Origin of the sequence: Paenibacillus assamensis DSM 18201, assembly GCF_000422445.1 — a bacterium.
GTDB classification, from domain to species: Bacteria; Bacillota; Bacilli; order Paenibacillales; family Paenibacillaceae; genus Paenibacillus_B; species Paenibacillus_B assamensis.
Window position 1 is genome coordinate 216200 of the sequence record NZ_AULU01000009.1, and the last position, 25449, is coordinate 241648.

19 protein-coding genes and 1 riboswitch are annotated in these 25449 nt (G+C 45.2%); of the genes, 7 read left to right on the plus strand and 12 right to left on the minus strand.

The window, feature by feature from the left end:
* Positions 1-145: 145 nt before the first annotated feature.
* The gene (locus H580_RS0105610; RefSeq protein WP_028593918.1) at positions 146-1486 is read left to right on the plus strand and encodes an anaerobic C4-dicarboxylate transporter family protein; all 1341 of its coding nucleotides are present in this window, start codon (positions 146-148) and stop codon (positions 1484-1486) included.
* Positions 1487-1571: 85 nt separating this feature from the next.
* Here H580_RS0105610 and H580_RS26130 read toward each other — a convergent pair whose 3' ends face one another.
* The gene (locus tag H580_RS26130) at positions 1572-1736 is read right to left on the minus strand and encodes a hypothetical protein (RefSeq protein ID WP_157282709.1); all 165 of its coding nucleotides are present in this window, start codon (positions 1734-1736) and stop codon (positions 1572-1574) included.
* Between the two features lie 273 nt (positions 1737-2009).
* On the opposite strand from H580_RS26130, the gene H580_RS0105620 reads away from it, so the two are divergent.
* Positions 2010-2978, plus strand: coding sequence for a ring-cleaving dioxygenase (locus H580_RS0105620; protein WP_028593919.1), 969 nt, complete (start codon positions 2010-2012; stop codon positions 2976-2978).
* A 138-nt stretch (positions 2979-3116) separates the two neighbouring features.
* Here H580_RS0105620 and H580_RS0105625 read toward each other — a convergent pair whose 3' ends face one another.
* The 5 genes from H580_RS0105625 to H580_RS23495 form a co-directional block, all read right to left on the minus strand.
* Positions 3117-3461, minus strand: coding sequence for an FMN-binding protein (locus H580_RS0105625; protein WP_028593920.1), 345 nt, complete (start codon positions 3459-3461; stop codon positions 3117-3119).
* A gap of 110 nt (positions 3462-3571) precedes the next feature.
* Positions 3572-4993, minus strand: coding sequence for a flavocytochrome c (locus tag H580_RS0105630; protein ID WP_036604689.1), 1422 nt, complete (start codon positions 4991-4993; stop codon positions 3572-3574).
* A gap of 328 nt (positions 4994-5321) precedes the next feature.
* On the minus strand, positions 5322-7721 hold the full coding sequence (locus H580_RS0105635; protein ID WP_028593922.1) for a sensor histidine kinase: 2400 nt from the start codon (positions 7719-7721) through the stop codon (positions 5322-5324).
* Positions 7722-7843: 122 nt separating this feature from the next.
* Positions 7844-8800, minus strand: coding sequence for a polyprenyl synthetase family protein (locus H580_RS0105640; RefSeq protein ID WP_028593923.1), 957 nt, complete (start codon positions 8798-8800; stop codon positions 7844-7846).
* 177 nt (positions 8801-8977) lie between these two features.
* On the minus strand, positions 8978-9820 hold the full coding sequence (locus H580_RS23495) for a formate/nitrite transporter family protein (protein WP_036604690.1): 843 nt from the start codon (positions 9818-9820) through the stop codon (positions 8978-8980).
* A gap of 243 nt (positions 9821-10063) precedes the next feature.
* On the opposite strand from H580_RS23495, the gene H580_RS0105650 reads away from it, so the two are divergent.
* Positions 10064-10597, plus strand: coding sequence for a hypothetical protein (locus H580_RS0105650; RefSeq protein ID WP_028593924.1), 534 nt, complete (start codon positions 10064-10066; stop codon positions 10595-10597).
* Complete coding sequence (locus H580_RS0105655; RefSeq protein WP_028593925.1) at positions 10597-11175, plus strand: hypothetical protein; 579 nt, start codon at positions 10597-10599, stop codon at positions 11173-11175. The genes H580_RS0105650 and H580_RS0105655 overlap by 1 nt, the downstream gene beginning before the upstream one ends.
* Before the next feature lie 82 nt (positions 11176-11257).
* Here H580_RS0105655 and H580_RS0105660 read toward each other — a convergent pair whose 3' ends face one another.
* A complete protein-coding gene (locus tag H580_RS0105660) occupies positions 11258-12691 on the minus strand; it encodes an NAD(P)/FAD-dependent oxidoreductase (protein ID WP_028593926.1) in 1434 nt (477 codons plus the stop codon).
* A 101-nt stretch (positions 12692-12792) separates the two neighbouring features.
* A riboswitch (purine riboswitch) is annotated at positions 12793-12893 on the minus strand.
* A 252-nt stretch (positions 12894-13145) separates the two neighbouring features.
* Between H580_RS0105660 and H580_RS26135 the strand changes: the two genes are divergently transcribed.
* The 3 genes from H580_RS26135 to H580_RS0105680 all read left to right on the plus strand — a co-directional run bounded on the left by H580_RS26135 (position 13146) and on the right by H580_RS0105680 (position 17441).
* Positions 13146-13316 carry a hypothetical protein gene (locus H580_RS26135; RefSeq protein WP_157282711.1) on the plus strand — a complete coding sequence of 57 codons (171 nt, stop codon included), beginning with the start codon at positions 13146-13148 and terminating at the stop codon, positions 13314-13316.
* Positions 13317-14428: 1112 nt separating this feature from the next.
* Positions 14429-15805 carry a YjiH family protein gene (locus H580_RS0105675; protein WP_028593927.1) on the plus strand — a complete coding sequence of 459 codons (1377 nt, stop codon included), beginning with the start codon at positions 14429-14431 and terminating at the stop codon, positions 15803-15805.
* Positions 15806-16169: 364 nt separating this feature from the next.
* Positions 16170-17441 carry an MFS transporter gene (locus H580_RS0105680; protein WP_028593928.1) on the plus strand — a complete coding sequence of 424 codons (1272 nt, stop codon included), beginning with the start codon at positions 16170-16172 and terminating at the stop codon, positions 17439-17441.
* A gap of 73 nt (positions 17442-17514) precedes the next feature.
* On the opposite strand, the gene H580_RS25390 is transcribed toward H580_RS0105680, so the two are convergent.
* The 5 genes from H580_RS25390 to hrpB form a co-directional block, all read right to left on the minus strand.
* The gene (locus H580_RS25390) at positions 17515-17919 is read right to left on the minus strand and encodes a hypothetical protein (RefSeq protein WP_051217273.1); all 405 of its coding nucleotides are present in this window, start codon (positions 17917-17919) and stop codon (positions 17515-17517) included.
* Between the two features lie 210 nt (positions 17920-18129).
* Positions 18130-19320, minus strand: coding sequence for an MFS transporter (locus H580_RS0105690; protein WP_028593929.1), 1191 nt, complete (start codon positions 19318-19320; stop codon positions 18130-18132).
* A gap of 386 nt (positions 19321-19706) precedes the next feature.
* Positions 19707-20528: an MBL fold metallo-hydrolase gene (locus H580_RS0105695; RefSeq protein ID WP_028593930.1), complete on the minus strand. Its 822-nt coding sequence runs from the start codon at positions 20526-20528 to the stop codon at positions 19707-19709.
* A 229-nt stretch (positions 20529-20757) separates the two neighbouring features.
* A complete protein-coding gene (locus H580_RS0105700) occupies positions 20758-21561 on the minus strand; it encodes a phosphotransferase enzyme family protein (RefSeq protein WP_028593931.1) in 804 nt (267 codons plus the stop codon).
* An 818-nt stretch (positions 21562-22379) separates the two neighbouring features.
* Positions 22380-25292, minus strand: a complete 2913-nt coding sequence (gene hrpB, locus H580_RS26625; protein ID WP_028593932.1) for an ATP-dependent helicase HrpB — start codon at positions 25290-25292, stop codon at positions 22380-22382.
* Between the last annotated feature and the right edge of the window lie 157 nt (positions 25293-25449).

Genomic DNA, 25449 nt, shown 5'->3' on the forward strand with positions numbered 1-25449 from the left:
CCTGTTACGTCTTTTCGCTGGCGGGTCTTTATCTATATACAGCTGTAGGTATGAGAAAGGCCACTGTAAGAAATGAATGCATGTAGCACGCTCTATCCAGCACTAGTATCAGCTTTGTTCAACAGAAAGGAAGGAGCTACGTTATATGTTTCTATTGCAATTAATTATCGTCTTGCTGGCCATTTATTTTGGATCAAGACTTGGAGGAATAGGTCTTGGCGTTATGGGCGGGCTTGGACTTGCTATCCTTACGTTCGGCTTCGGACTCGTCCCTTCCGATCCGCCAATTGATGTCATCCTGATGATCGCGGCTGTCGTAACAGCGACCGCTACGATGCAAGCGGCAGGCGGTATGGATGTGCTCGTCAAAATAGCAGAACGAGCGCTGCGCCGCAATCCGCATCACATTACATTTATGGCGCCTGTCGTTACATACTTGTTCACGCTATGTGCGGGAACTGGACATGTCGCTTACTCGGTTATGCCTGTTATCGCGGAGGTAGCGCGCCAATCCGGTGTGCGCCCTGAGCGTCCGATGTCGGTAGCGGTCATCGCATCGCAGCAGGCAATTACGGCAAGCCCTATTTCTGCGGCTACCGTTGCGCTCTTGGCTCTGCTTGCACCGCAGGGTTATACGCTGCCGAACATATTGATGATCAGCATTCCAGCTACGATTATTGGCTGTGTCGCGGCTGCGCTTGTGATGAACCGCTACGGCAAGGCACTAGCAGAGGATGAAGAGTTCCAGCACCGTGTAGAAGCAGGAACGGTGCCGCCAATTGGCGAAGCGGATCGCTCGGGCTCTGCTGCCAGTGATGACGGCACACTGCCGCGTGGAGCAGTTGCATCGGTATTTATTTTCCTAGTCGGCGTGATTGCCGTTGTGTTGTTCGGCTCTTTCCCAGAGCTTCGCCCATCCTATTTGGATGCAGAAGGCGTTATGAAGACACTCGGTATGCCGCAAGTCGTTGAAATCGTCATGCTGTCGGTCGGCGGTTTGATTTTGCTCGTATCGCGCGCTCCAGCAGAACGCGTGGTGAAAAGTAATATTTTTAGCGCAGGAATGCAGGCTGTCATCAGCATCTTTGGTATCGCATGGCTCGGGGATACATTCTTCCGTGGCAATATGGAGATTATTGATGCAGCCATTAAAGACACGGTTACAGCTGCGCCATGGATGTTCGCAGTAGCCTTGTTCTTTATGTCCATCCTGCTTAGCTCGCAGGCAGCGACAGTGCGTGGATTGATGCCGCTTGGTATTGCGTTAGGCATGCCAGCACCAGCCTTGATCGCCATGTTCCCATCGGTAAACGGCTACTTCTTCTTGCCGAACTATCCGACGGTTATTGCGGCGATCAACTTCGACCGCACAGGTACGACGCGAATTGGCCGCTATTTGCTGAACCACAGCTTTATGGTTCCGGGCTTAGTGGCAACGATTGTTTCTGTGGCCGTGGGCTTTGGCTTAACAAAAATTTTGTTATAGCAGCATACAATAAGTAAGCATAAGGACGCAGGCATCTCCATCATCACGGGAGACGGCTTGCGTCTTTTTATAATAGAAAGCTAACTTATGGACTCACCACTACCTCAATTTGTTTATTATCAACATGCATCGGTGAAGAAGGAATCGGCTCGGCAGATACATGTATCGTAAATGGAATAAGGATGGCGATTACGACTAAGGCTAGTGTTAAAATAGCTTGTGAGAAATCAATAGTAGCTCCGTTGTTCATGTTTAGGTTCGCTCCCTGCTTGTTTATATGGCAAGTATAGCGAATGTTCAATCGAGGTGCCTTCGATTTAGCTGTTGGAACCTTTCAATCTTGTCATCCAACTGCAAGCTCGATGAAGTTTGAGTTAGTACTGCGTCACGTCCTAATCTTATCGCCTCGTCGAGCTTACATGCTTTACCCTATCAGCTTGACATCTTTATCAATTTATATTATCTTTAATTCAAGATAATTAATATCGAGATATAACTCACCACCCTTGAGGAGGTTCCCATAATGAATTTGAAAGGGATTCACCACGTTTCATTACTAACTGCAAATGCCGAGAAGAACCTGGCATTCTATACCGATATACTAGGCATGCGTCTTGTGAAGAAGACAGTTAACCAAGATGATACATCGATGTATCATTTGTTTTACGCTGATGCAGAGGGCAACCCTGGAACAGAGATTACCTTTTTCGAAATTCCGATGGCAGCTGGCCAACAATACGGCATTAACAGTGTTTCCGCTACTTCTTTGCGAGTCGCTTCAGACGAAGCGCTATTGTTCTGGAAACAGCGCTTCGAAACACTCAAAGTACCGCATGGTGAAATTACAGACCGTACGGGGCGCAACTCGCTATCTTTTACTGACTTTGAAGGCACCAAATTGATTCTTGTCTCCGATGAGCATAACAGCGGTGTTGCTGGCGGAACCGCTTGGACGCACAGTGACATTCCATCACAGTACGGTATCATTGGACTAGGACCAATTAAACTAACGGTTCGCAAAGCTTCATCAACGATCAACGTACTAACATCTGTGATGGGCTTCCGTCGCAAAGCCTCCTACCCATCTTGGTTCGATGGCCAGCCAGATATTATTGTCCTTGAAACAGGCGAGGGTGGAACGGGTGCTGAAGTTCATATCGAAGAACGCAATGACCTGCCGATGGCAAGACCGGGGCGTGGTGCTGTGCATCACGTCGCCTTCCGTGTCGATAATGAAGAGGAAATGCATCAATGGGTTAATCATATTGAACAGCACAACCTGCCAAGCTCAGGCTTTGTAGACCGTTTCTACTTCCGTTCGCTTTATTTCCGCGAACCAAACGGTATATTGTATGAACTAGCAACAGATGGGCCTGGCTTCGACACCGACGAAGATATGGAGCATCTAGGTGAGAGCCTAGCCTTACCACCCTTTTTAGAGCCACAACGTGAAGAAATTGAAGCGAAGCTGAAACCTCTTCGCACAAAATGAGTGTTCCTTCTTCAATCTAATATACAAGCGTTACTGTAGAGCTATTTATATGCAACGTGAAAAGAGACGACAGTTTTATTCCTACATCGGATAAAAGTCGTCTCTTTTCATGTTTGTAATTGTTCTATAGTAGACTCTCTATTTCTTCGCCTGCTCCAATGCTTGCTTCACAGCAGCGATGACACCTTCGGACGACTTCGTTGCACCAGTCAGCGCTTCAACCTCATCCGCTCCCTGCTTCTCAATAATTTCAGGAACTGTATTGTCCGTTACCGCTTGAATCATTTGCGCAGTCTCTTCATGCTGCTTCACTTCAACGGATTCTATCTTGCCAGACTTCACAGTTACAGCTACAACGATATCACTAGTTGCTCCTCGTGACTTGCCTTCATACACTCCATCTTTATAAAGACCGCCGTTTCCACAGCCCGACAATGCGAGCATAGCTGCAATCCCTAATATGATCCATGCTTTTCTCTTCATCACAATCTCCCCTTGATGTCTATATACGTAAAGTAAAATTACGACAGTTCCTCAAAATGTCCCGAAGCCATTCCGTCCCGCTACTTTATGCCAATAGTCGTAATAGCTCATTACTGCTCTGCCTTCACATAATTGAACGCATTCAATCCTGCAATTTTTCCGAACGTAATAATGTCTGCCAACGCATTGCCACCAAGTCGGTTGCCGCCATGAACCCCACCTGTTACTTCACCTGCTGCGTATAGACCCTTTATCGCTTGTCCATCCTTATTTAGCACTTGTGCATCTGTATTAATCTTTACCCCACCCATTGTATGGTGTACAGCAGGTGTTACCTCAATCGCATAGAACGGACCGTTGCTCAACTCACGCGGCAGATCTGGACGCTGGAATTGCTCGTCTTTGCCTGCCTTCACACCTTTGTTGTAAGCATTCAATGTGTTATCTAGTACAGCAGACTCTACCCCCAGCTTTTCAGCTAGCGCCGCTATACTTTCTGCTTCAGTTACGAGCTGCATGTTGAAATACTCTTCTGTCGCCTTCAAGCTGTCCCGAAGCCCTTTATCGAACAATAAATAGGCACGACCATCCTGCTGACTTAAAATAGCCTTGGACACAACATCACGAGTAAGCAGCTCATTAACAAAACGCTCACCCTTTTTATTAACTAAAATAGCGCCATTGCCTCGGACTGCCTCCGTCACCATCACACCTTTATCTGGAACAACAGTTGGATGTGTTTGAATTTCAGCCATATCAACAAGAGCCGCACCATGCTTCTCCACAATCGTGATGGCATCCCCTGTCGCTCCTGGATGGTTCGTTGTGGCGAAGCCTTTCAAAGCTGGCTTATATGCTACGACCATCTCTTGATTCGCAGAAAACCCTCCCGATGCCAATACAACCGCGTTTGTATTTATCATATACTCCTTGCCTTCTTTGTCCTTTGCCTTTATACCAGTAACTGCGCCTTCTTTATTGATAACGATATCTGTCATTTCATGCCGCGTACGTACATCAATGTTCTTTTCCTTGGCTGTCTTCTCTAGCACCATAGCGATATGAGAGCCTACTGCCGCTCCACCTGCTGGACGATGAGTACGATTAACGCTGGCACCAGCCATTCGACCAACATCAGACATGTCCGCACCATACTTCTCCAACCACTCTACGGAATCTTTCGCTTGCTCCGTGAGCAATTTGACCAGTTCTGGGTTGTTTTTGTCATAGCCGCCTTTCATCGTATCCTCATAGAACAATTCCACACTATCTGTAAAGCCCTTATCTATTTGCTGCTTCGTCCCAGCAGCATTCAAACCACCTGTCGCACGCGCCGTATTCCCGCCCACAATCGGCATTTTTTCCAACACAATCACATTCGCACCTTCTTCTTGCGCACGAACCGCGGCCGCCAGACCTGCACCGCCCGCTCCAACGACAACAACGTCTGCCGACTCCTTCTTTGCTCCACACCCCGACAATAATGACAACGCCATTGCAGCCGCAAGTACGGTAGGTATCCACTTTTTCATGATGCAGCACTCCCTTATGATGATGTTCTCTCTGTCTATGAAGTGATAGGCTATATGCTCGCTAATAACTAGTAAAGCTCGCCCACACTTCCTCAAGTGATTGTTTTCACTTGAAATCAACATCATCGTAGCACATCACCAACTTCATATATGTGAACTATTTCACATATAATTCTGAACGACGTATTCAGCCTCGCTTCCTAACTAGCTAGCACCTATTAAAATCGAACCATAACATAGCACAACATATGTCTTCCAGATGCAAAAAGCTAGCAAGTTCCAACCAACTCATTGCTGGCTCTACCTTGCTAGCTCTATCATTCATTGCTCATTCTACCATATAAATATACGATGAATATTGACCCTGCTCTGATAGCTTAATCGGTAATCGGATATGCACGTCAAATCCACCACCTATACTTGTAACGATCTTGATTTCCCCTTCTAGGCTGCGTACGCGTTCATAGATGCTCGATAATCCCATATGCATTCGATTATGCTTCCAAGCTACTTCATCCATCCCGATCCCATTGTCTGTATATCGGAACAAAATATATTCATCGCTTTGACGCAGCTCAATTATGGCGCAATCTGCTTGAGCATGTTTGTCTGTGTTCCGAAGAAGCTCTTGCACGATACGATATACACCTGTCATCAACTCGTTGCTCAGTGTAGCGTTCATAGGAAAGGCTAGCAGCTCTATTGAAAAGTTTACTCGAAGCAGCTCATGCTCAATAAGATGCCTAAGCGATTCAGCTAAGCCCATTTCTTTTAACAATTGTGGTCTCAGTTCTTGACAGGTCTCACGTATTTGGTGAATGACATCAAGCAAACCTTCCTTAATCTCCAGCAGCTCACACTTCAGCTCAGGGCTCATCGGGTAATCCATCATAGACGTCTCCAGCTTACGGTACCAAATAATTTGATCTTGTAAGGCTGCATCGTGTAAATCGGAAGCAAGCTTTTGTCGCTCATTTTCAGATAAGCAAAATAATAACCGCGACATCCAAGGGGAAGTTAGCTTGCGATTGTTCAACTGATCTTGCAAGTCCTCCACCATACGTTCCACAGAGTATAGATTTTCATAAACAAGACTGGCATAGCGCGTAATCGTTTGCAGCCACTTCCATTCATCGGGATTGAACTGTGTATGATTGGACTTATTGCTCAGCCATCCTACTCGATACGTATGCTTGAAACAGCCTAGCACAAGAAGAACACCATCTGGCAATTGAACAAGCTCGGCTATACGAAGCTCACTCACCTCATTAAGAATAGACTTGGAAGCATGTCGTGCCATGACGGTGTTGGGTAGCGGGGTCACCTGCTTGGCAGCCAAATTTACATCGAAGAACTGATAACTGCACAGCGGTAGCATTTCGGTCAATTCCTGTCCAAGAATACGCTCCAGTTCTGCATGCTTCATAACCCCTGACAGCTGGCGAGAGAACCGTTCCAAGCTATCCTGTCCATTAAACGACTTACTAAAGAGACGAGAACGAAACTGATTCTGTAGGATCTCGTTCCCATACAAAAGCAGCGTAATCGATAGAAGCATGACAAGGAAGAGTTTTACTAGTTTACCCGTAACGAGGACAAATCCGAAGTCAACAACGGTAGCTATTACCGAAACGATAATAACGGCTGGGAGAAAGGCAACAACGAGAAATTTTCTAAATCGGTTCACGATAAAATCGATATCAAATAACTGCTTGGATGAAATTAAATACATGTAGCTAATAGGCAAGCTGAACAAAAATAACGTACTAAAAGGGACATTCGTGTCCTCTCCATTGAAAAAGTACGGCATAATCACATTGAGCACAATGAATGGTGTAAATGCTACGATATGCACAATGAGGAAGATTTTAAATAGGGGAGGAGAGCTATCGCGTCTATGACGTAAAAAAAGTTGAATTAAACGAAATAAACAAATCCCATAACCAACCGCAAGCGTTCCTTTTATTAGTAACGGGTTCGCTCCTTTTATATCAATGAATGTAAATACATAGCGATTGGACCAAGCAAAGACACTTATGATTACATCAATGACAAATAAGAAGGCAAGCACTTTCTTTGAAATAAAAGATAAGTAAAACTTCTCCAAGAAAACGTTCATAAAATGCATAAAAATATAGGGGAGAGCAGGAAGAGCAATCATGATAATGGCTCCACCTACTACATCCATATTGTAAGATGCAACGTTTCCATAAAAGGATATACCAATGATAAGAAAGCAGACGATAAGAATTCGAGCATCTGGCTGATCTCGTTTATTTTTCCATAAGTAATAGGACATATAAGAAAACAAAATTAAAAAAATAGGAGACAAAATAAAGAGGACAATAAACAAATCCTGAGGCAATCCCTCACGCCAATTCTCTTTTAACAAAGCTGTCTGAACTTGTTCATCTTGTTTCTGTATCGTTAGTTCCTGTACAGTTCTTGGAATGTTATAATAACCATCCATACGGTCTTGCTCCGAATAATACTCATGGACAGGAATACCATCTAGCTTAAGAAGCTTATCCCCCTTCTCGATTGGAGCATCATATACGGCTGTATCTGATAATACATAATGAACAACATAATGCTGCCCATCGATTCGATCGAGAGTTATCGTTCTAGGCGGAGCAAAATAGGAAGCACACGTCAAATACACAACAATAGACAGTAAACCTATGATTACTGCGTATAGCTTTACATTAGTTTCTATTCTTTTAAACATGGACAGACAACACCTTTATACATAAATAGTTTTTCTGCATGCCTATGCAAAAGCATATATTTATTTATGTTCTACTGTCCATCATATGTAAACGAATTGTTGTCTCGTAATTTCCACAATTATTATTGCGGTGCGGCTTCTGTCTGCTCAACGCCCAGAAAGATAGCTTTGAATTCTTCTAGGTAAGGAGCAGTTATCGAATTCTGCTTGAACAAATCTTGAAATTGATAGTAATGAACTCTCATTCTCACAGCAGAAGCAATAAATGTCCCTGTCTTTTGGCACGCTTCATGAAGCTGCCCTATCTTCTCTTCGGGAATATGATCGGAATGCCCATTCACATAATCCTTAATCCATTTATATTCGTGCCCATCAATGGCTTCAGCCAAATACAAGAGCGGTGCTGTACGCTTTCGATTATGAAAGTCGTTTTTTGTGGTAAGCTGATACAAGTCCTTCATATCATTTTTCAATTGTGAAGCAAGGCCCATTTCCTTCGCATAAGCGGCTACCGTTGCATCCCACTGTCCTGTTGCCAAAATGACCCCTGTCATACATGCCATTACGAACATAGATGCTGATTTGTGCTCCACCATTTCCATATATGCAGGAATGTCAGCGATATCATTTTCAAGATCGGCCATTTGCCCATTTAACGCAACTACCATCTGGTGATTCATCATCTCCAATGCCGCACACACGTATTGCTCATTCATGGTTGAACGGCATTGCTTCATGGCTACAGGCACTAACTGCAACAGCCCTAACGCTACGTTAAGTGACAATGGCATCGGTAACTGCATCCAACGCTTACCCTCATTATCTTGATCCTGCAAATCATCAATCACATCGGATGCAAGCAAAAATAATTCAATTGCCGCACATGCCGAGTAAATGCCTTCCTCTGTTCCTCCGAACATGTTGTAATGATACTCGGCCAGAAGCCCGAATCTTGAATGTTCTTCTACTCGTTTATCTTGTAAAAATTCATGGGCATACTGCCGCATTTTCGACTGTGTAAATGATTCGTCGATCAAATCCTTAATGATGGTATCGATTCGGACCACTTTATGTTCCATAGTATCTCCTCTTTATTAGGACTAAGAAAAATAGGACAGCAGTAATCAATCAATTGATCTGCGAGCACTATAACTTTATTGAAATAGGTATATACATTCATTTATTCAATAGAAAAAGGCTCATTCCTCCTATATTTCGAGATGGAATAAGCCTTATTTTCATACGATGTACGATATTTAATTTGCTTGTGCCTTAACCTTATCTAGTGCAATCGTATTATTGTTTACAGCAACAGGTGCTGTTTCGGAGCAAGGTTTCAAGTATGCTATATAATAGGCTCCCGCGACGAACAACATCCCGCCAACAAGGTTGCCAAGCCAAACGGGGATAAAGTTCATGAAATAATCTCCCCATGTATAGTAGCCTTCAAAGATGGCAGCAGGGATAACGAACATATTCGCTACAACGTGTTGAAATCCTATCGCCACGAATGCCATCGTCGGGAACCAGATACCTAGAATTTTACCGCTGAAGCTCTTAGAACCATAACTGACCCATACCGCAATAGCGACCAGCCAGTTACAACCAATCCCTGATATAAAGGCTTGCAAAAATGATTCATCCAGCTTATGACCAGCAACGGCTATCGTCTTCTCCAAATATACGCCGCTAGCTGTTAGCCCGACAATATGCCCGAATGCGTATGCAACGAATATGGCTCCTGCAAAGTTAGCAAGCGTAATGATAATTAAATTTCTGGTTACCTCCCAAGTCCTAATACGCTGTTTCATACGAGCTAAGGGCACTGCCATCATATTTCCAGTGAGTAATTCTCCGCCACCCAATAGTACAAGAATGAGTCCTACTGGGAATAAAGATGCCCCGATGAGCCCGCCAATACTTCCCCATTCACTAGGTACTGCCGCCGTAATACGGATATATAATAAATAGCCAAGTGCAATAAAGGCCCCTGCCATAAATCCAAGTACCAGCATTACGGGTAACGGGTTTCGTGCTTTGGCAGCTCCAGTCTCCACAGTTGCTTCCGCAATTTCATGCGGTTTTAAGTATCCTGCCATATTGCCATTCCTCCCTTACCACTCGCGAATGATCGATATACTTTCATTGTATTCATCGCATGCGAGCTATTATGTGATTATAATCACATAATAAACAATAACCTTACTATTCCAGCACCATGCATGAGGTAGGACATTTGATGCCTTTCCTATCATATGTCTATGTTTCTTTCCGCACACTCCAAGATTCAACTTCATGCATATTCTACTAGTAAGATAAGATAGAAATGGAGAGGTGCGCATATGCCGAATCAAACCGTATTCAACACCTCATCGATGCCATTGTTTACATCTATGACAAATACGTATACGAACCCTGGTGTAGGATCAAGTGCTGCGCAAGCGGCTGCATCAGCAGGAGTCGGCTTTCGGCTAACGACAGCTAGTGCAAGTGTAGGAGGAAGCCAAAACCTACTGCTTCAGATTACAAACCCCGCAGCCAGCGGTAAAAATATTTATTTAGTGGATATTTCAGGAGGCACTACCGCAGCTGCCACGATCAACGTATCGTCAGGCGGCACTATCGCTGGAGGCACGACTCCTGTACCTGTTAACACTCGACTCGGTACAGCCACGACCAGTGTCGTCACTACAAGACAGCTTAGCGGAACCTTGGGCGGAACACCAACGACATTTCTAACCACCTACGTCACTGCCGGGGCTTATCTTCTCGTTTTCGATGGCGGGCTAATCGTCCCTGCTAACCAAGTACTCACCGTCTCATTAGGCGTAGGCGCCTTAACAGGCTCGATTAACTTGCAATGGTGGGAACTATAATGCCCAACTTCGTACCATTCAACCGTTCCGACCGCCCTGTCTTCGATCAAATTACCAATGCACTTGATTCACCAGTCATTGTACTGGGAGCTCCGTACAGCGCAAGTGTTGATGGCAATGTATTCAGCGCATTTACTACAACATCCGCCTCATTAGGTTTACTCGGAGGTACCGTGCAATCCTCCATCCGCCTAAACAATGCAAGCAGCACGAGAACTTGCTACATTATACGTATTGCAGGAGGTGTTGGAGTCGGTTTAAGCTTGTTATCCAGCTTAAACGCCTCCTACTCCCTATATCAGAATGGGACTCACACATCTCCCGTTACCCTTACACCGCAAAATGCTAACTTAGGCAGTACAAACACGAGCAGCATGACTGTAACTGGTTCAACTGGAGCCATCACCGGCGGAACTTTGCTGCTCACGGTACCTGTCACTGCCGGAGCGATTACGGCTGATTACAACGGCAGTATTGTCGTACCACCATCCACGACGCTTTCCCTTGCCGTCAGCGCCTCCCTTACCGTTGCAGGTACCTTGTCTACACAAGCAAGCCTTCTCTGGTGGGAGGTGTGATGAACCGCTGTTACAGGCAAAAAGCCCGTCAATCCATTCCCACACGAATGAGTTGACGGGCTATAATTATATTTATATTTGGTTAGCTGCGCTTTGCAATAATGCCGCGCGCGATATGCACGCCTGCCGCTCCTGCTTGTGCGAGACCTCGCGTGATCCCCGCGCCATCCCCGCCACAGTACAAGCCTGCAATCTCGGACTCAAAGGTAGCGTCCAACTTCGGGCGAGCCGAGTAGAACTTCGCTTCTACACCATAAAATAGCGTATGCTCAGATGCTATACCCGGGGTTACTTTCTCCAATGCATCCATCATTTCGATCAAACTTTTCATCGTATTATAAGGAAGAACAAGTCCTAAGTCCCCTGGAACAGCCTCTCTCAACGTAGGCTCTAAGAAACCTTCACGAATCCGATTCTCCGTCGAACGTCTGCCACGGATAATATCACCGTATTTCTGCACAATAACACCGCCGCCTGACAAATCATTCGCGCGCTTACATATTTCACGAGCATACTCATTCGGCTTATCAAAAGGCTCCGTAAATTTATGCGAAACGAGCAAGGCAAAGTTCGTATTTGGCGACCCCAGCTTCGGATCTTTGTAAGAGTGACCGTTCGCGCACATAATGCCGCTATGGTTCTCAACGACAACATGCCCTGATGGATTGCTGCAAAATGTACGGACACGTGTACCTACAGAAGTGTTAAAGACAAATTTCCCTTCATATAAATGGGTGTTAATTTCACGCATAACGACATCGGATGTCTCTACTCGAACACCAACATCGACTTGGTTGTTGTACATTTTCAAACGGCGCTTCTTCAATATATCCGTTAACCACGCCGATCCATCACGACCAGGAACAATGACGACAGCGTCCGCTTCATAGCGCTCACCGTTCTTCAGCTCAACGCCCTTTATCGTATGACGACCCTCTTCTTTCACCGTGATAATATCCAACACTTCCGCTTTATAAATCATATCCACATGAGTAGCAAGCTTCTCATAAATTGATTTCAATATTTCCAAGTTCTGCTCTGTCCCTAGATGACGCACTTGTGCACGCAGCAGCTTCAATCCAGCTGCATATCCCTGCTGCTCAATTCGACGCACCGTATCTGTTGTTGGATCCGTAATATCTGTCGTTGCACCATGCTCCAAATTAATTGCATCTACATAACGAATCAAGTCTAATACTTGCGTCGGAGGAAGATAGTCCGTCATCCAACCGCCGAATTCCGTCGTAATATTAAACTTACCATCACTATAAGCTCCGGCTCCACCGAAGCCATTCGTAATCGAACATGCCGGCACACAACCAGCAAAATCCTTCTTGCCCGCCGCAGGAGGGCATTTCTGAATTTTCTCCTCCAAGATTGGACAATTACGTCGATAAATATCATGACCTTTATCAATAAGTGCCACCTTCAACTGTGGCGCCTTCAACATTAATTCATAACATGTAAAAATACCTGCTGGTCCTGCCCCGACTACAATTACATCGTATTTGCTCATGAGCTCCTCCTTAAGGTCCATTCGAATCGTTGCCTGCTGTACACTTTCCTCATCCATTGGTTTTGACGATTGAACATGCCAAACCTGCCTACACGAAGGTGCGTCAAAGCGCGCCTCGTCGTAGACAGGAATTTACGGCTCCTTGTAGAGACCCCTGAACCTTATTATCAGGGTTATACGAACGAAAAGGATTTCTATTTATAGTAACCTTCGTGCAACAACACTTATTGTAGAAGGATAACACGAACGAGTCAACAATAAATTTATTTATTGTTCGTGTTTTAATATTTCTTAATAGTTTTCATCTATAAATAGATCTTTATATATTGTATTTTACGAACATTATTTTGATACCCGCAAATAACCATATTTTATCTAACTTATTGAAATATTTCGTATTATCATTGTTAACAACTTATTTTCGCCCACAATTTAACTACAAATCACTTTCTTTATGCAACTGTATGGCAAAACAGATAAAGCACGTATTCAGTCCTTACTGCAGCTCGTTGGTCTTAAAGATAAGCAGCATATTGCACTTGGAAAGCTTACCCCTTCCGAGCAGCGGCGATTTCATTTGGCACTAGCAGCCGCACAGCGTCCTAAGCTGTGCGGCTTATTTTAATTGAAGATCCTGAGTTCAAGCTTGATAAGGAAGGAAGCTATTTGCTAAGACTATGGATTCAATCTGTGACTGAGGAAGGAATAACGGTATTACTGACCATTCCCGCCCTTGAGGATGCACTGATGCATTAACATTAATACTAACTCCAAATGTAATCCTCTGGACAAGAACAGGCTTCAAATCCGTCATTATAGAAGGGGAAGAAGAACGATGTTACCGATAGTAAAGCTAACATTCAAGCTGAGTATGCTTTTCCAAACAATTTTGAACCTGAAACAGCTGCAGCAGTAGGAGTTCTGTGAAACGGCGGAACCGTTGCAGAAATTTGGAAGCCAATCGCAATTATAAGTGCATGGATGACAGCTTCTATCTTTGCTTGCTTAGCACGTTATCGCAGCAAACGATACGACGGATAACGTCAATTGATGACAATATTTCCCGAGAAATAACACAATAATCCCTGTTAAGGAAAGCTAGATCATTCTTTAACGGGATTTTGATGTAATTGGAGCACAACATCTAGTTTTCGATATCTAACATCCAGTATGTAAGTTCTAATTGTCGGCCTCTTCCATTTCTTTTGTATAGCGAAATTCCACTACATACATACGAACCATCTTTTTGTTGGAATACTACTATTATTGTAAATAATATTGTAAATGAACATGAACATACATAACCGTTGAACGCAATTGAACAAATACACTTGATGAACACATATTCCACTAACGAGCGCCATGGGCGCTATTTTCATGAAATGGTTCATTTCAGATTTTTAGCGGTTGCCGTTGAGCTTATTTTAGCAATGAGGACAAATGATATCGATCACTCAGAGAAATAAGCTCCGTCGTGACCATTACATGTTAAAATCCATCCATATTCACGGAATAGCCTCCGTGGCAACCTTTAGGACATCAGGGAGTCGGAGGCATCCGTTCCCTTGACATAAGAGGTAATATTTCCGTTGCTCAAGGCGAAAAATTGTCCTAGACAGGAATGTTTAGTATGTGTTAATAACTTCCATGCCCTAGAGGGTTGGAATTTGACCTAGAATATTATAAAGTTGTCCTTGTTGCATATTTATACTTATTTCGGTATAGGAGATACAGATCATGAATTCACATAAAGAAACGGCACCGTCGCCGGATAAATGGCCAGCACTCGCTTCTATTTTAGCCTTTGCTATCCCATCCATCATCGGCCTTATGCTGTTCGTTGTTCCAGTTACATGGAACGGTGAAGTGACGGTACCAATCGCTTTTTTAGCAAAATATATTCAGCACCTGCTCGGCGACTTTATCGCTCCAGCTACGGTAGCCATCATAACAATCGCATGGATCGGCTCTACGATTTCTCTACTACTTAAGCCTAAACAGCTGTTAGCAAAATCGTTATGGCGCACCTTATTTCATATACCGCCATTTTGGTATGCGGTTCGCACGGTAGGACTTCTATTTGCATGGTCCGTCTTGTTTAAGATCGGTCCTGAGTGGATTTGGTCAGCGGATACAGGCGGAATGCTGCTCGAAGGGTTGCTCCCTGGCTTATTCGTTGTATTTTTACTGGCAGGCTTGCTGCTGCCATTGCTCGTCGACTTCGGCTTACTGGAGTTCGCAGGCACATTGATGACCAAAATTATGCGTCCACTCTTCAAGCTGCCTGGCCGTTCCTCCATTAACTGCATGGCTTCTTGGCTTGGAGACGGTACGATCGGTGTCATGATGACAAGCAAGCAGTATGAAGAAGGCTATTATACCAAGCGTGAAGCCGCTGTTATTGGTACAACCTTTACAGCCGTATCGATTACATTCAGTTTTATCGTCTTGTCAAATGTTAAGCTGGGACATTTGTTCCTCCCGTTCTATGCGACAGTTACAGTTGCAGGTATGGTGGCAGCTATTATTATGCCTCGTATACCGCCTCTGTCTCGCAAATCCGATACGTATTATGAAGGTGTAGAGCCGCAGCAGGATGAACTAATTCCTGCACAATGGACACCTTGGCGATGGAGCCTGCATCAAGCAGTTGTGAAGGCACAAAGCCACAAAGGGCCCGGGGCATTTGTGAAGAACGGCTTCCATAACATTTTAGACTTATGGATCGGCGTACTTCCTGTCGTAATGGCAATCGGTACAGCTACCGTTGCGTTGGCAACGTATACGCCATTGTTTGAATGGCTCGGCAAACCGTTTATCCCTATTTTAAATGTACTAGGTGTGCCTGAAGCTGCAGCAGCATCGCAAACAATCATGGTCGGTTTCGCAGACATGTTCCTGCCTACGGTATTGGCATCTGGTATAGAGAGCGAACTCACTCGCTTTGTCATTGCTGCCTTATCAGTAACTCAACTTATCTATATGTCTGAAGTAGGCGGACTATTGCTGGGATCAAAGCTTCCTGTGAAGCTGCACGATCTAATCATTATCTTCTTGCTGCGCACCATCATAACATTGCCAATTATCGTTGGCATGGCACATCTCATTTTCTAAAATGAAGAATCCTCACTTACAATAAGTAAGGATTCTTATCGTTAAGCACCTCGAATCGTAATCAATGGGAACCTTTGGCAGCAAAGAATCGTTCCTGTGCATACGATAGGGGTGCTTTTTTACTTACACATTGCTGGAGTGTGTTAGCGTTACTTAGCCTATATTTAATGCAAAATAATCAGCATTTGCCCGCCCTGATAAAAGAAAGACATGATATTCCTTATTTTCAGGCTAAATTGTGTATTGCAGACCCCGACAGACAGGAGTATCGTTAACTATTACATCCAATAGTAAAGAATGGATATTTGTATACATTCCCTTACATATAAAGCGAGGTGTCACTCTGATGTCACAACCATCAGCAATCACTACGAATCATACTGCCGTATCTCAATCGAACAATGCCCATAAGCTCCCTGCACAGCAAACGACACCAGCTCCCAGAACTCTGTACAACATTTTGCTGGCAATTAGCTTCGTTCATTTGTTCAATGATTCGATACAAGCGGTTATCGTAGCCATTTTTCCGATTTTAAAAGACTCTATGCAGCTTAGCTATACCCAAATTGGCTGGATTTCGTTCGCACTGAACGTCACTTCGTCCATTTTGCAGCCTGTCATTGGCTTTGCCTCAGATCGCAGGCCTACACCCATGCTGCTCCCAATCGGGATGTGCTTCACCTTTACAGGTATGCTTGTGCTCGCCTTCGCTCCGACCTATGCAGTCGTAATGGCAGCAGTTATCTTCGTCGGACTAGGCTCGGCCATCTTCCATCCAGAAGGAATGCGAGTCGCTCATATGGCTGCCGGTGGACGAAAAGGCTTAGCCCAATCTATTTTCCAAGTTGGCGGCAACATGGGACAGTCACTCGCTCCACTATTAACGAAATGGGTATTCATCCCCTTCGGTCAAATGGGGGCACTAGGCTTTACTGCTATCGCCGCAGCAGGTATCGCTGTTCAGACCTATATCGCACGCTGGTATCAAGCTTCCTTGAATAACGGCTACGTATTTGCCAAACGTAAACCACAAGGTCAAGTAGATGCTGCACAGCGTAGAAAAGTATGGGCGATAACGGCTATTATTATCGTACTTGTCTTTGTGCGGTCATGGTATTCGTCGGCGATCGGCACCTATTATTCTTTCTATTTAATTGAGAAATACCGATTGTCTATTGATGAAGCTCAAGTCTATATTTTTGTCTTCCTGCTTTCAGGTGCAATTGGAACGTTCTTTGGTGGTCCATTGGCAGATCGTTTTGGCAAACGGAATCTCATCATTGCTTCATTGCTCTCCGTTATTCCATTCGCACTTCTACTGCCCCATTTACCACTATCTTGGGCAATGGTTGTACTGGGCTTAAGCGGCTTCGTCTACTTCACAAGCTTCTCGACTACGGTCATCTATACACAAGCGCTACATCCCGGTAGCATCGGTACCGTATCTGGTCTTATCACAGGCTTCGCCTTCGGTATGGGTGGATTAGGAAGCTTAGCGATTGGGCAGTGGATTGATAGTAGTGGCATTGAAACGGTTATGTTTATTTGTGGATTTCTGCCGCTGTTCGGGTTGCTAAGTCTATTACTTCCAAACGACAAAGAGATTGATTCTTGGACTTCGACAGCCAAACAATAATTGCATAAAAAATAGCCACCGCAATGGTGGCTATTTGCATCATCTATAGGTATCACTCAAACGAGATTTTGTCTTATCTAGATGTAATGGAAATGCGAATATGAACGGATTGTGGTTGATCACTCAACAACGCAGCATATTTTTGCAGCATTTTTGAAGTCGCTACGCCAGAAGCGAAGCCTTGCACATCTAATTGGATATCACCGTTTGCCAAATGAATCTCTTCCTGAATCGGTAGGGAAGGAACATGTACAGAACGACGATCATTATCAAGTGGAATCGACAAATCATACTTCTTCGTCACTTGATCGTAGATTTTGTGTTTCTTCAACCACATATAGTAAGCATTGTTGTGCGGGAATCCTAACCCTTTGCGTATATCTGATACTTTGTAAGTTGCTCTTAAAGATTTAAGCGCCTCAACTTTTTGGTCATTATCTAACTGTTCCAGCTCGGAAAGTGTAATAGATAGGTCCATAGCTAGCCTCCCTCTTATATTATCAATTTGAAATATTAGAAACATAATAACACTAAAATTGTAAGAAGGAAACGGGATGAACAGCTCTATATACACTATTTTTCACTTTTTTTTTAAAAAACCGACCCGAAATATGTTAGGAATTACATGATATCACCAATAATATCGCAAATAGTATGGATTTTTTTTCTATTCCACCATTATGAATAGTTATGCACGCTCGCTAACTTTGACTTGAACTTTTCCAATGACGAAGATCAAAATCAACAATCCCGCTAAGACGGCGCCTGCAATTCGTAATCCCGTATCATAACTGTTTGTTAAGTAACCAATACCTGAAGAACCACCTACAACACCAAGCGAGAAAAATGCATAGAACATACCGAATGCTTTACCTTTATCTTTCTCTGAAACATGGCGGATCAGCAGCGTATTCATCGAAGGGAACAGCAGCGCGTAACCTATGCCGTATACAGCCATCGTTACATACATCATGGTCTCATTCGTAGTAAAAGAGAGTGCAAGTAAGGACCCTATAACAATCCCGCCGCCAAGCATAATGAGCTTTATTGGTACGACCCGATCAAATAATCGATTCGTCGGCAGCATAAAGACCATAATCGCAACCAAGCCAAACGTACTCATCATCATGCCTGAAGCTTGGCCTCCAAATTCTAGTGCATCTGTCTTTATCGGTAACGCGTAAGTAAGAGAACCCATCCCGAACATAAGTGCAAACGCAGCAATATAAGATTGGACGACTGGACGCACAGCAAACAAGGTTCTGAAACTACTCTCCGGCTGGTCCTCTTGAAGTTGCGAACCTGCATTTCCGTTATTATTTTTTCCCTTGCTCGATTGTTCGCCTTCCGTACGAGGAATAAATATCGTCAGCAGCACGCCAAGTGCCAGCAGAGCCGCCACGGTGAGAAATGGAGCTTCGAATCCTAGCTTTGCTTTCATAATGCCACCTGTAGCTGGTCCAATAATGGCAGCTAAGCCAACTGCTGCCCCAGACAACGCCATCGACTTCCCTTGACGTTCGTCAGGTACATGACGGGATATTAAGGTGAACACACTTGGCACAAGTAGTCCCCCTGCTAAACCATGTAGAAATCTTACCGCAATGAGCTGGGTATCATTATTCACTTGTGAGTACAACAGCAATATCGCGGAAGTAAGTATAAAACCAATCAACAGCACGCGTTTGCCGCCGTAGCGATCAATCCAACGTCCTGCTGCAATATTGCCCAGCATATTGGTCAACGAATACATACCAATAGCCAGCCCAGCGCCGAAAGAACTCGCCCCTAAGTGAAGTGCATAAGGTCCGACGACTGGCAGTTGTACAAATGTATCCATAAAGCAGATGATGACCAACATATACATCAATGCTTTCATCTAACTCGTGCAGGAGATCACTACCTCTTATTAAGTAAGGAAGTAATCGTATCGAATTCGTCAGAGTCTAGCCCATTCTATTATCCGATACTTTCCCCTGCCCCTCCTTTCCGAGATAAAGTTTGGGAGTTATAAATATTGCTTCTACTCTCATGAAAAAAGGAATGCGTACATGCATTCCCTTATATTTTACGTGATTTGACCGTAACACGCGATAGCAGGAATACAGAAACGTATCGGAAACGTTTGATTCTGTTCACGGTTTGGACATATACGGTCTTCCTTTCTTACACACCGACCATGCCTGCTTCCTAGCTGCTATAGCATCGTAATTACTCACTAATTACAGGGGCGAATAAGGACGGCCTGAATAAACATTACAGCATTTACAACTGCACCTTCATACTATCATAAGCTACCCTAATGCCTTGTGGCTCGAACAAATGACATAACTCCTGATGGGTCAGATGTGCATTATGGCAAAAATGCGTCACGATAAATACCGTGTGAGGATCAGCCGCCTCACACGCAATTAAGCGCTCTTTCGTCTTAAACACCTCAGCTGCGTTCATATGCGTACCGGAATCAGGGTCATTCCCCATCGTACATTCCAAGATGGCAGCACTCAGCCTATTTCCTTCCCGACCTTGCTGTTCCAACCAACTCCACGTCTCATCAGGAAACCAACCGCTGTCATGAGCATGTAGAACACTATGACCATTCTTTTCGATCCAATAAAGGAGACAGGTCTCTTCATCCATATGATAGGCAGGCAGCGCAACGACTGTGGCCGTTTGAGTCACCGTTGGTACAAACAACTGCACTCGATGTAGAACATATTTACTCGTTTGGCCTACTCGTTCACGAATTCGAGCTAAGGGCATGTCATGAGCGTAAATATGGATGGGTTCTTCACCTGATTGCGCGTACCCTGGCAATCTTGCTTCTAAGTCTTCTGCATACAGATGATCAGAGTGGGAGTGAGTAATGAGCAGATCTTGAATTTCCTCCAAGTCGAGATCATCACGCAGCATATGCAGCAGCGTATCTGGCGGAAAGTCTATTTTCAGCTCATGATCAATAACAACTGAAGTGCGTGTACGAATATCTTTCCCCTTGAGCTTTCTAGCTTGTTGGCATAGTGTACAGCGGCAAAACAAGGATGGAATGCCTTCATAGGCAGCTGTGCCAAGCAAATGGAGCAGCATACTGACTTCCCCCTTCTTATTTCACTTATCCTATGCATATGCAGCAGCATGACTAAATTGGCTGTAAGTTGTACCGGAGATGTTGTATGACAGGAAAATATACATAAATCGAAGTATGATATGAAAATTAAATAAAACGAAGCAAGCCCCTGACTGAATTAAAAAAGAGACCATCAAAAGATAGTCTCTGTTACATGCTGCACTCTGGTAGTTCATGAAGATGAAGCTCTTACATCCACTCTTGTCCATGCTTGCGAATGAATCGAAGCTCCTCTTGATAATGATCATAATGTCCTTCGTCGATCATCTTTTGAAACGCCATATCGCCTTCTTTGGCTTTTCTTTGAATGGTTTTACATAATCCCTCTACTCGCAGTATTACCATTTCTAAAAAACCGCGTTCCATTCCCTCCATACCATAGGAATCGAAAAACAAGGCAACTCTCTGTTTGATGCGCTCCGCATCCTTTAACGAATCATAATAAATAGCTTCGCCTGCTTCTGTATGATAAAGCCTGCTTAATGGGACGCAAGTATACATCGCATAGGCGATATCCCAAAGCCTCGGCCCAGGAGCAGCCATATCAAAATCAATCACACCTACTGGCTTCTTATCACTAAAAATAATGTTATAGATAGCGAAATCATTATGGCACACTACCTCAAATGGCTGCGGGGTATTATCAAGGGGCCGCCAACGTTCATCTATTGGAAAATCACTCACAGCATCATGATAACTACGAAGCATGTTCGCAATCTCTTTTAACGCCTCATCCGACCACATGTATGGTTGTAATGGATAATTGCCAGCTTCTCCTTCGATGAAGGATACAATTTCTCTCCCTTGTTCATCTATACCTAGAAACTTTGGCACACCGTGTAAGCCTTTGCTTTCAAGGTGCTTTAGCAATGTATGAGTATTAACACTATCAGGTTTTAATTCTCGTCTAACCGTATTTCCCAGACGAGATACAGAGGAGACATTTCCTCCCGTTAATGCTTCTTCTTTTTCTTTTTCGTAGTGATTGCTCATGTAAATTCCCCCAAGTTAGGGACTCTATAATGGTGTCAATCGAGATGTATATTTACCCCTAAATAAAAAAACAGATATACAAAGGTATCTGCTCGGCAATAGGAATGTAATTGTCCACACCATGTATCCCTTGAATGATTTAAGATAGACAAATAAACGCATCCTTACATACAAAGGACCGCCGCTGTCTCTATCCGATTAATTCGTCATTTCAAGGTTATTCCACATGTGTACAGATTCCCCTCTCTTTACATCTCTACACTCTACTTTACCATTGATTACTAAATATGAAAACCATTTTGGACAGATAGTCAACCGTCCTTGATATAAAGCAAGGAGGAAAGTAAGGGGGAAATACGCCAATGGTTGCCACAGAGGCTATTCCGTTCATATCGATCGATTTTAAAATGTAACGGTTGTGACGGTGCTTATTTGTCAGAGTGAGCGGTATCATTTGTACTAATTGCTAAAATAAGCTCAATGGCAACCGTTACGATTCTGAAATGAACGATTTTACGAAAATAACGTTCATGGCGCTCGTTAGAGGAAGCCTTGTAAGTTATCGAGCGATGCATCGCGGTCTGAGACCATAATTACAAACAGAAAAGAAATGTATCTTATTTAATTGTTCAATTGATTATATTATTAGATTTTTAGTAGATTATTAGATTATTAGATTATTCAGTTAATTGGTTCATTTGCTCAGGTGCATGAACTACCACTTTTAGCATTTACATTACTGCATACTATTATGTTCAAATGAATATTGTTGTATGTAAATCAAATAGCCGAACCCCTATGGGGAATCGGCTATTTGATTATGTGCTAGAAGGTTTGGTCCGTCTCGTTGCCACTGCTTGCAACGGATCGTCTGGCCAATAGTGCTTCGGGTAGCGGCCTTTGAGGTCTTTTTTGACCTCAAAGTACGTATTCCGCCAGAAGCTCGCCAAGTCTTGCGTAACCTGCACCGGCCTCTGTGCCGGGGACAGCAGGTGGAGCGTCAGCGGGACGGCGCCGCCTGCGATGCGCGGCGTCTCCCGCATCCCGAACAGCTCTTGCAGGCGTACGGCCAGCACGGGCTGTTCGGGGTTGGTGTAGTCGACAGCGATGCGCGACCCACTCGGCACAGCGATGTGGGTCGGGGCTTCGTCGTCGAGCTGCTGCCGCTGATTCCACGGCAGCAGCCCTTCCAGCAGCGCAGTGACCTGCAGCTTCTGCAGGTCATGGCGGCTGCTGAGGCCGTACAGATGCGGTGCGAGCCAATCTGCCATACTGGCGGTGAGCGCGGCATCTGATACATCCGCCCAATCATGTGGGCGGTGATGATGCAGGAACGCGAGCCGCGCTTGCAATTGGCGGGCGTTCTTCGTCCATGGAAGCATGCCAATGCCTATTGGGTGTCGGGAGATCCCTTCCATTAAGGCAGCCAACACTTTATCCGCGTCTGGATTTGGATATTGCCGCTCACGAAGAATGATAGCGCCAAGACGGATGACTTCTCGCGCTCGAACAGCTTCTGATGACTTGTCCCACTCTACAGTAACGACACGCTCGATTTGCTCATCCATACATTGTTCCAGAGCATCTTTCGTCACTTCTACTGCCAAACGAATACGACTATCAGTACCTTGATCGTCCAAATCAACAGCCACAATATAAGATGCATAATGAATAGTATGCTGTGCTCTGCTTATAGCTCTCCCTATATTTGCAAACGAACCTACACCCGATGAGCTGCCGCCATGCTGCCCCGTAAAACTAGCTCCACGACCGTTGCTTAGCAAATAACGTCCATCTTCACGCCGCTTGCCAATTCGATCTGGATACGCCAAAGCCAACAAGACACTAGTTACTTCACTTAGATCGTTGGTGCCGCTTGTTGCAACAGCTTTATTGAACATTTTATCAAGATATAGCTTGCTGGCAACATTCGCATTATCCGTCTCGACAGCAGAACCTGAAAGGCCTGCTTTATATACATTACTTGATTCATTAGTTGATACTTTACTTGATTCTTTGCTTAATAACTTTCCAGTTACACGTAACGCTCTATCGTCTACAGCAGCAAAATCAGAATCTTGTGATGCAGTTGGCCATTTTTCACCAATCAGTCTAGATAAACGCCTTGCCTCTTCATGAATTCGGTGGACAATAGCTTCATCTAACGAGAGTGGACTTCCTGAGCCGATGGTAGATACGAAGCTCGCCTTCCCAGCATTCGCCTCCCTGTCTACTTGCCCATGAGCAAGCAGCAGCTCTAGTCGGAACAGTAGATCCGGGTTAGAAATATCGTATGATGGCACGCCTGAATGCCCTCTTGCCCCTTCCCTACCGCTTGTTCCTCGCAGCAAATCCCGCTCCTGCAGCATCGCTGCCAATAAGCAAGCTTGTTCTACCGCTCCAAGCAGAACCGCCTTCAACAGCATATGGGCAAGCCTTGGATGCAAACCACTCACTGCCATACGGCGTCCGTGTTCCGTTATGCTGCCATCCATATGCAAAGCACCTAGCTGCCCTAGAAGCTGCTGCGCCTGCTGCATAGCCGCAGTTGGCGGAGGAGTCAACCATGCTAGCGAATCGACATCTGTACCCCATGCTGCCAGCTCCAGTGCCAATGGAGCTAAATCTGCATCCAATATTTCCGGCAAGCGCTGTTTGGCTAAGTGCCCGTGCTCCGCCTCTGACCACAGCCTATAGCACACGCCAGGCCCTAGCCTTCCCGCACGTCCTCGGCGTTGATCCGCTGCATCCTGTGTTACACGCTCCGTGACGAGTCTTGTCATTCCCGTACGTGGCGAATATCGGGAGACACGCATCATTCCGCTATCAATGACGATGCGAACCCCTTCTACGGTCAAGCTTGTCTCGGCAATGGAAGTCGTGAGAACTACTTTGCGCTCACCCCGTTTTGTGGGGGCAATCGCCTCGTCCTGAGCCTCCTGCGGCAGTTGACCATGCAGCGGAAGCACACGTATAGGTTCGCGCCCCAATACTCCGTGACGCTGATTTTCTCGAGATAAGATACGAGCCAGCTCTTGCTGAACTCGACGTATCTCGCCAACCCCTGGGAGAAATACGAGCATATCACCGCTCTCCTCTTGAAGAGCCGCTTCGACCTGCCTTGCCGCTGCCTCTTCCATTCGTTCTTGTGCACGACGCGGCACATAACGAGTCTCTACCTGATACATACGCCCCGCGCTGCGGACGATTGGCGCATCACCAAGCAGTTCCGCTACTGGCTCAGCCGCAATCGTTGCGGACATCACAAGCAAGCGCAAATCCTCACGCAGCACCGCTTGCGCTTCTAGCGCCAAGCTTAGTCCCAAGTCCGCATGCAAGCTCCGCTCGTGGAACTCATCAAAAATAATCAGTCCGACCCCTTCCAACGAGGGGTCTTCCTGCATCATGCGCGTCAGGACACCTTCGGTCACGACCTCGACGCGCGTAGCCCGGCTCACCCGGGTGTCCATACGCACCCGGTAGCCGACCGTCTCGCCGACGCGCTCACCGAGCGTCGCCGCCATATACTGCGCAGCCGCGCGTGCCGCCAAGCGGCGCGGCTCCAACATGACGATGCGCTGGCCAGCCAGCCATGGCGCATCTAATAACGCAAGCGGGACACGGGTCGTCTTGCCCGCCCCCGGCTCCGCCACTAACACCGCTCCGGTCCGCGCGCTCAGCACTTCGCGCAGCTCGGGCAATACCTCATCTATAGGCAATGTGCCAGACATTTCATTCACTCCACAATCGTTATCGTCTCCTCATCATAGACGACAATAGAATCGAATGCCAACTGTCGATAATCGTTGTCCAATTAGACCAATTTCCTACATTGCATAATGGGTCATCAAATAACGAAGGCCCACCCTACAAGCGAGTATCGTTTGT

Coding starts and splice junctions, on each gene's coding strand:
- H580_RS0105610 (WP_028593918.1), top strand. CDS start 146: ATGTTTCTATTGCAATTAATTATCGTCTTGCTGGCCATTTATTTTGGA.
- H580_RS26130 (WP_157282709.1), bottom strand. CDS start 1,736: ATGAACAACGGAGCTACTATTGATTTCTCACAAGCTATTTTAACACTA.
- H580_RS0105620 (WP_028593919.1), top strand. CDS start 2,010: ATGAATTTGAAAGGGATTCACCACGTTTCATTACTAACTGCAAATGCC.
- H580_RS0105625 (WP_028593920.1), bottom strand. CDS start 3,461: ATGAAGAGAAAAGCATGGATCATATTAGGGATTGCAGCTATGCTCGCA.
- H580_RS0105630 (WP_036604689.1), bottom strand. CDS start 4,993: ATGAAAAAGTGGATACCTACCGTACTTGCGGCTGCAATGGCGTTGTCA.
- H580_RS0105635 (WP_028593922.1), bottom strand. CDS start 7,721: ATGTTTAAAAGAATAGAAACTAATGTAAAGCTATACGCAGTAATCATA.
- H580_RS0105640 (WP_028593923.1), bottom strand. CDS start 8,800: ATGGAACATAAAGTGGTCCGAATCGATACCATCATTAAGGATTTGATC.
- H580_RS23495 (WP_036604690.1), bottom strand. CDS start 9,820: ATGGCAGGATACTTAAAACCGCATGAAATTGCGGAAGCAACTGTGGAG.
- H580_RS0105650 (WP_028593924.1), top strand. CDS start 10,064: ATGCCGAATCAAACCGTATTCAACACCTCATCGATGCCATTGTTTACA.
- H580_RS0105655 (WP_028593925.1), top strand. CDS start 10,597: ATGCCCAACTTCGTACCATTCAACCGTTCCGACCGCCCTGTCTTCGAT.
- H580_RS0105660 (WP_028593926.1), bottom strand. CDS start 12,691: ATGAGCAAATACGATGTAATTGTAGTCGGGGCAGGACCAGCAGGTATT.
- H580_RS26135 (WP_157282711.1), top strand. CDS start 13,146: ATGCAACTGTATGGCAAAACAGATAAAGCACGTATTCAGTCCTTACTG.
- H580_RS0105675 (WP_028593927.1), top strand. CDS start 14,429: ATGAATTCACATAAAGAAACGGCACCGTCGCCGGATAAATGGCCAGCA.
- H580_RS25390 (WP_051217273.1), bottom strand. CDS start 17,919: ATGGACCTATCTATTACACTTTCCGAGCTGGAACAGTTAGATAATGAC.
- H580_RS0105690 (WP_028593929.1), bottom strand. CDS start 19,320: ATGAAAGCATTGATGTATATGTTGGTCATCATCTGCTTTATGGATACA.
- H580_RS0105695 (WP_028593930.1), bottom strand. CDS start 20,528: ATGCTGCTCCATTTGCTTGGCACAGCTGCCTATGAAGGCATTCCATCC.
- H580_RS0105700 (WP_028593931.1), bottom strand. CDS start 21,561: ATGAGCAATCACTACGAAAAAGAAAAAGAAGAAGCATTAACGGGAGGA.
- hrpB (WP_028593932.1), bottom strand. CDS start 25,292: ATGTCTGGCACATTGCCTATAGATGAGGTATTGCCCGAGCTGCGCGAA.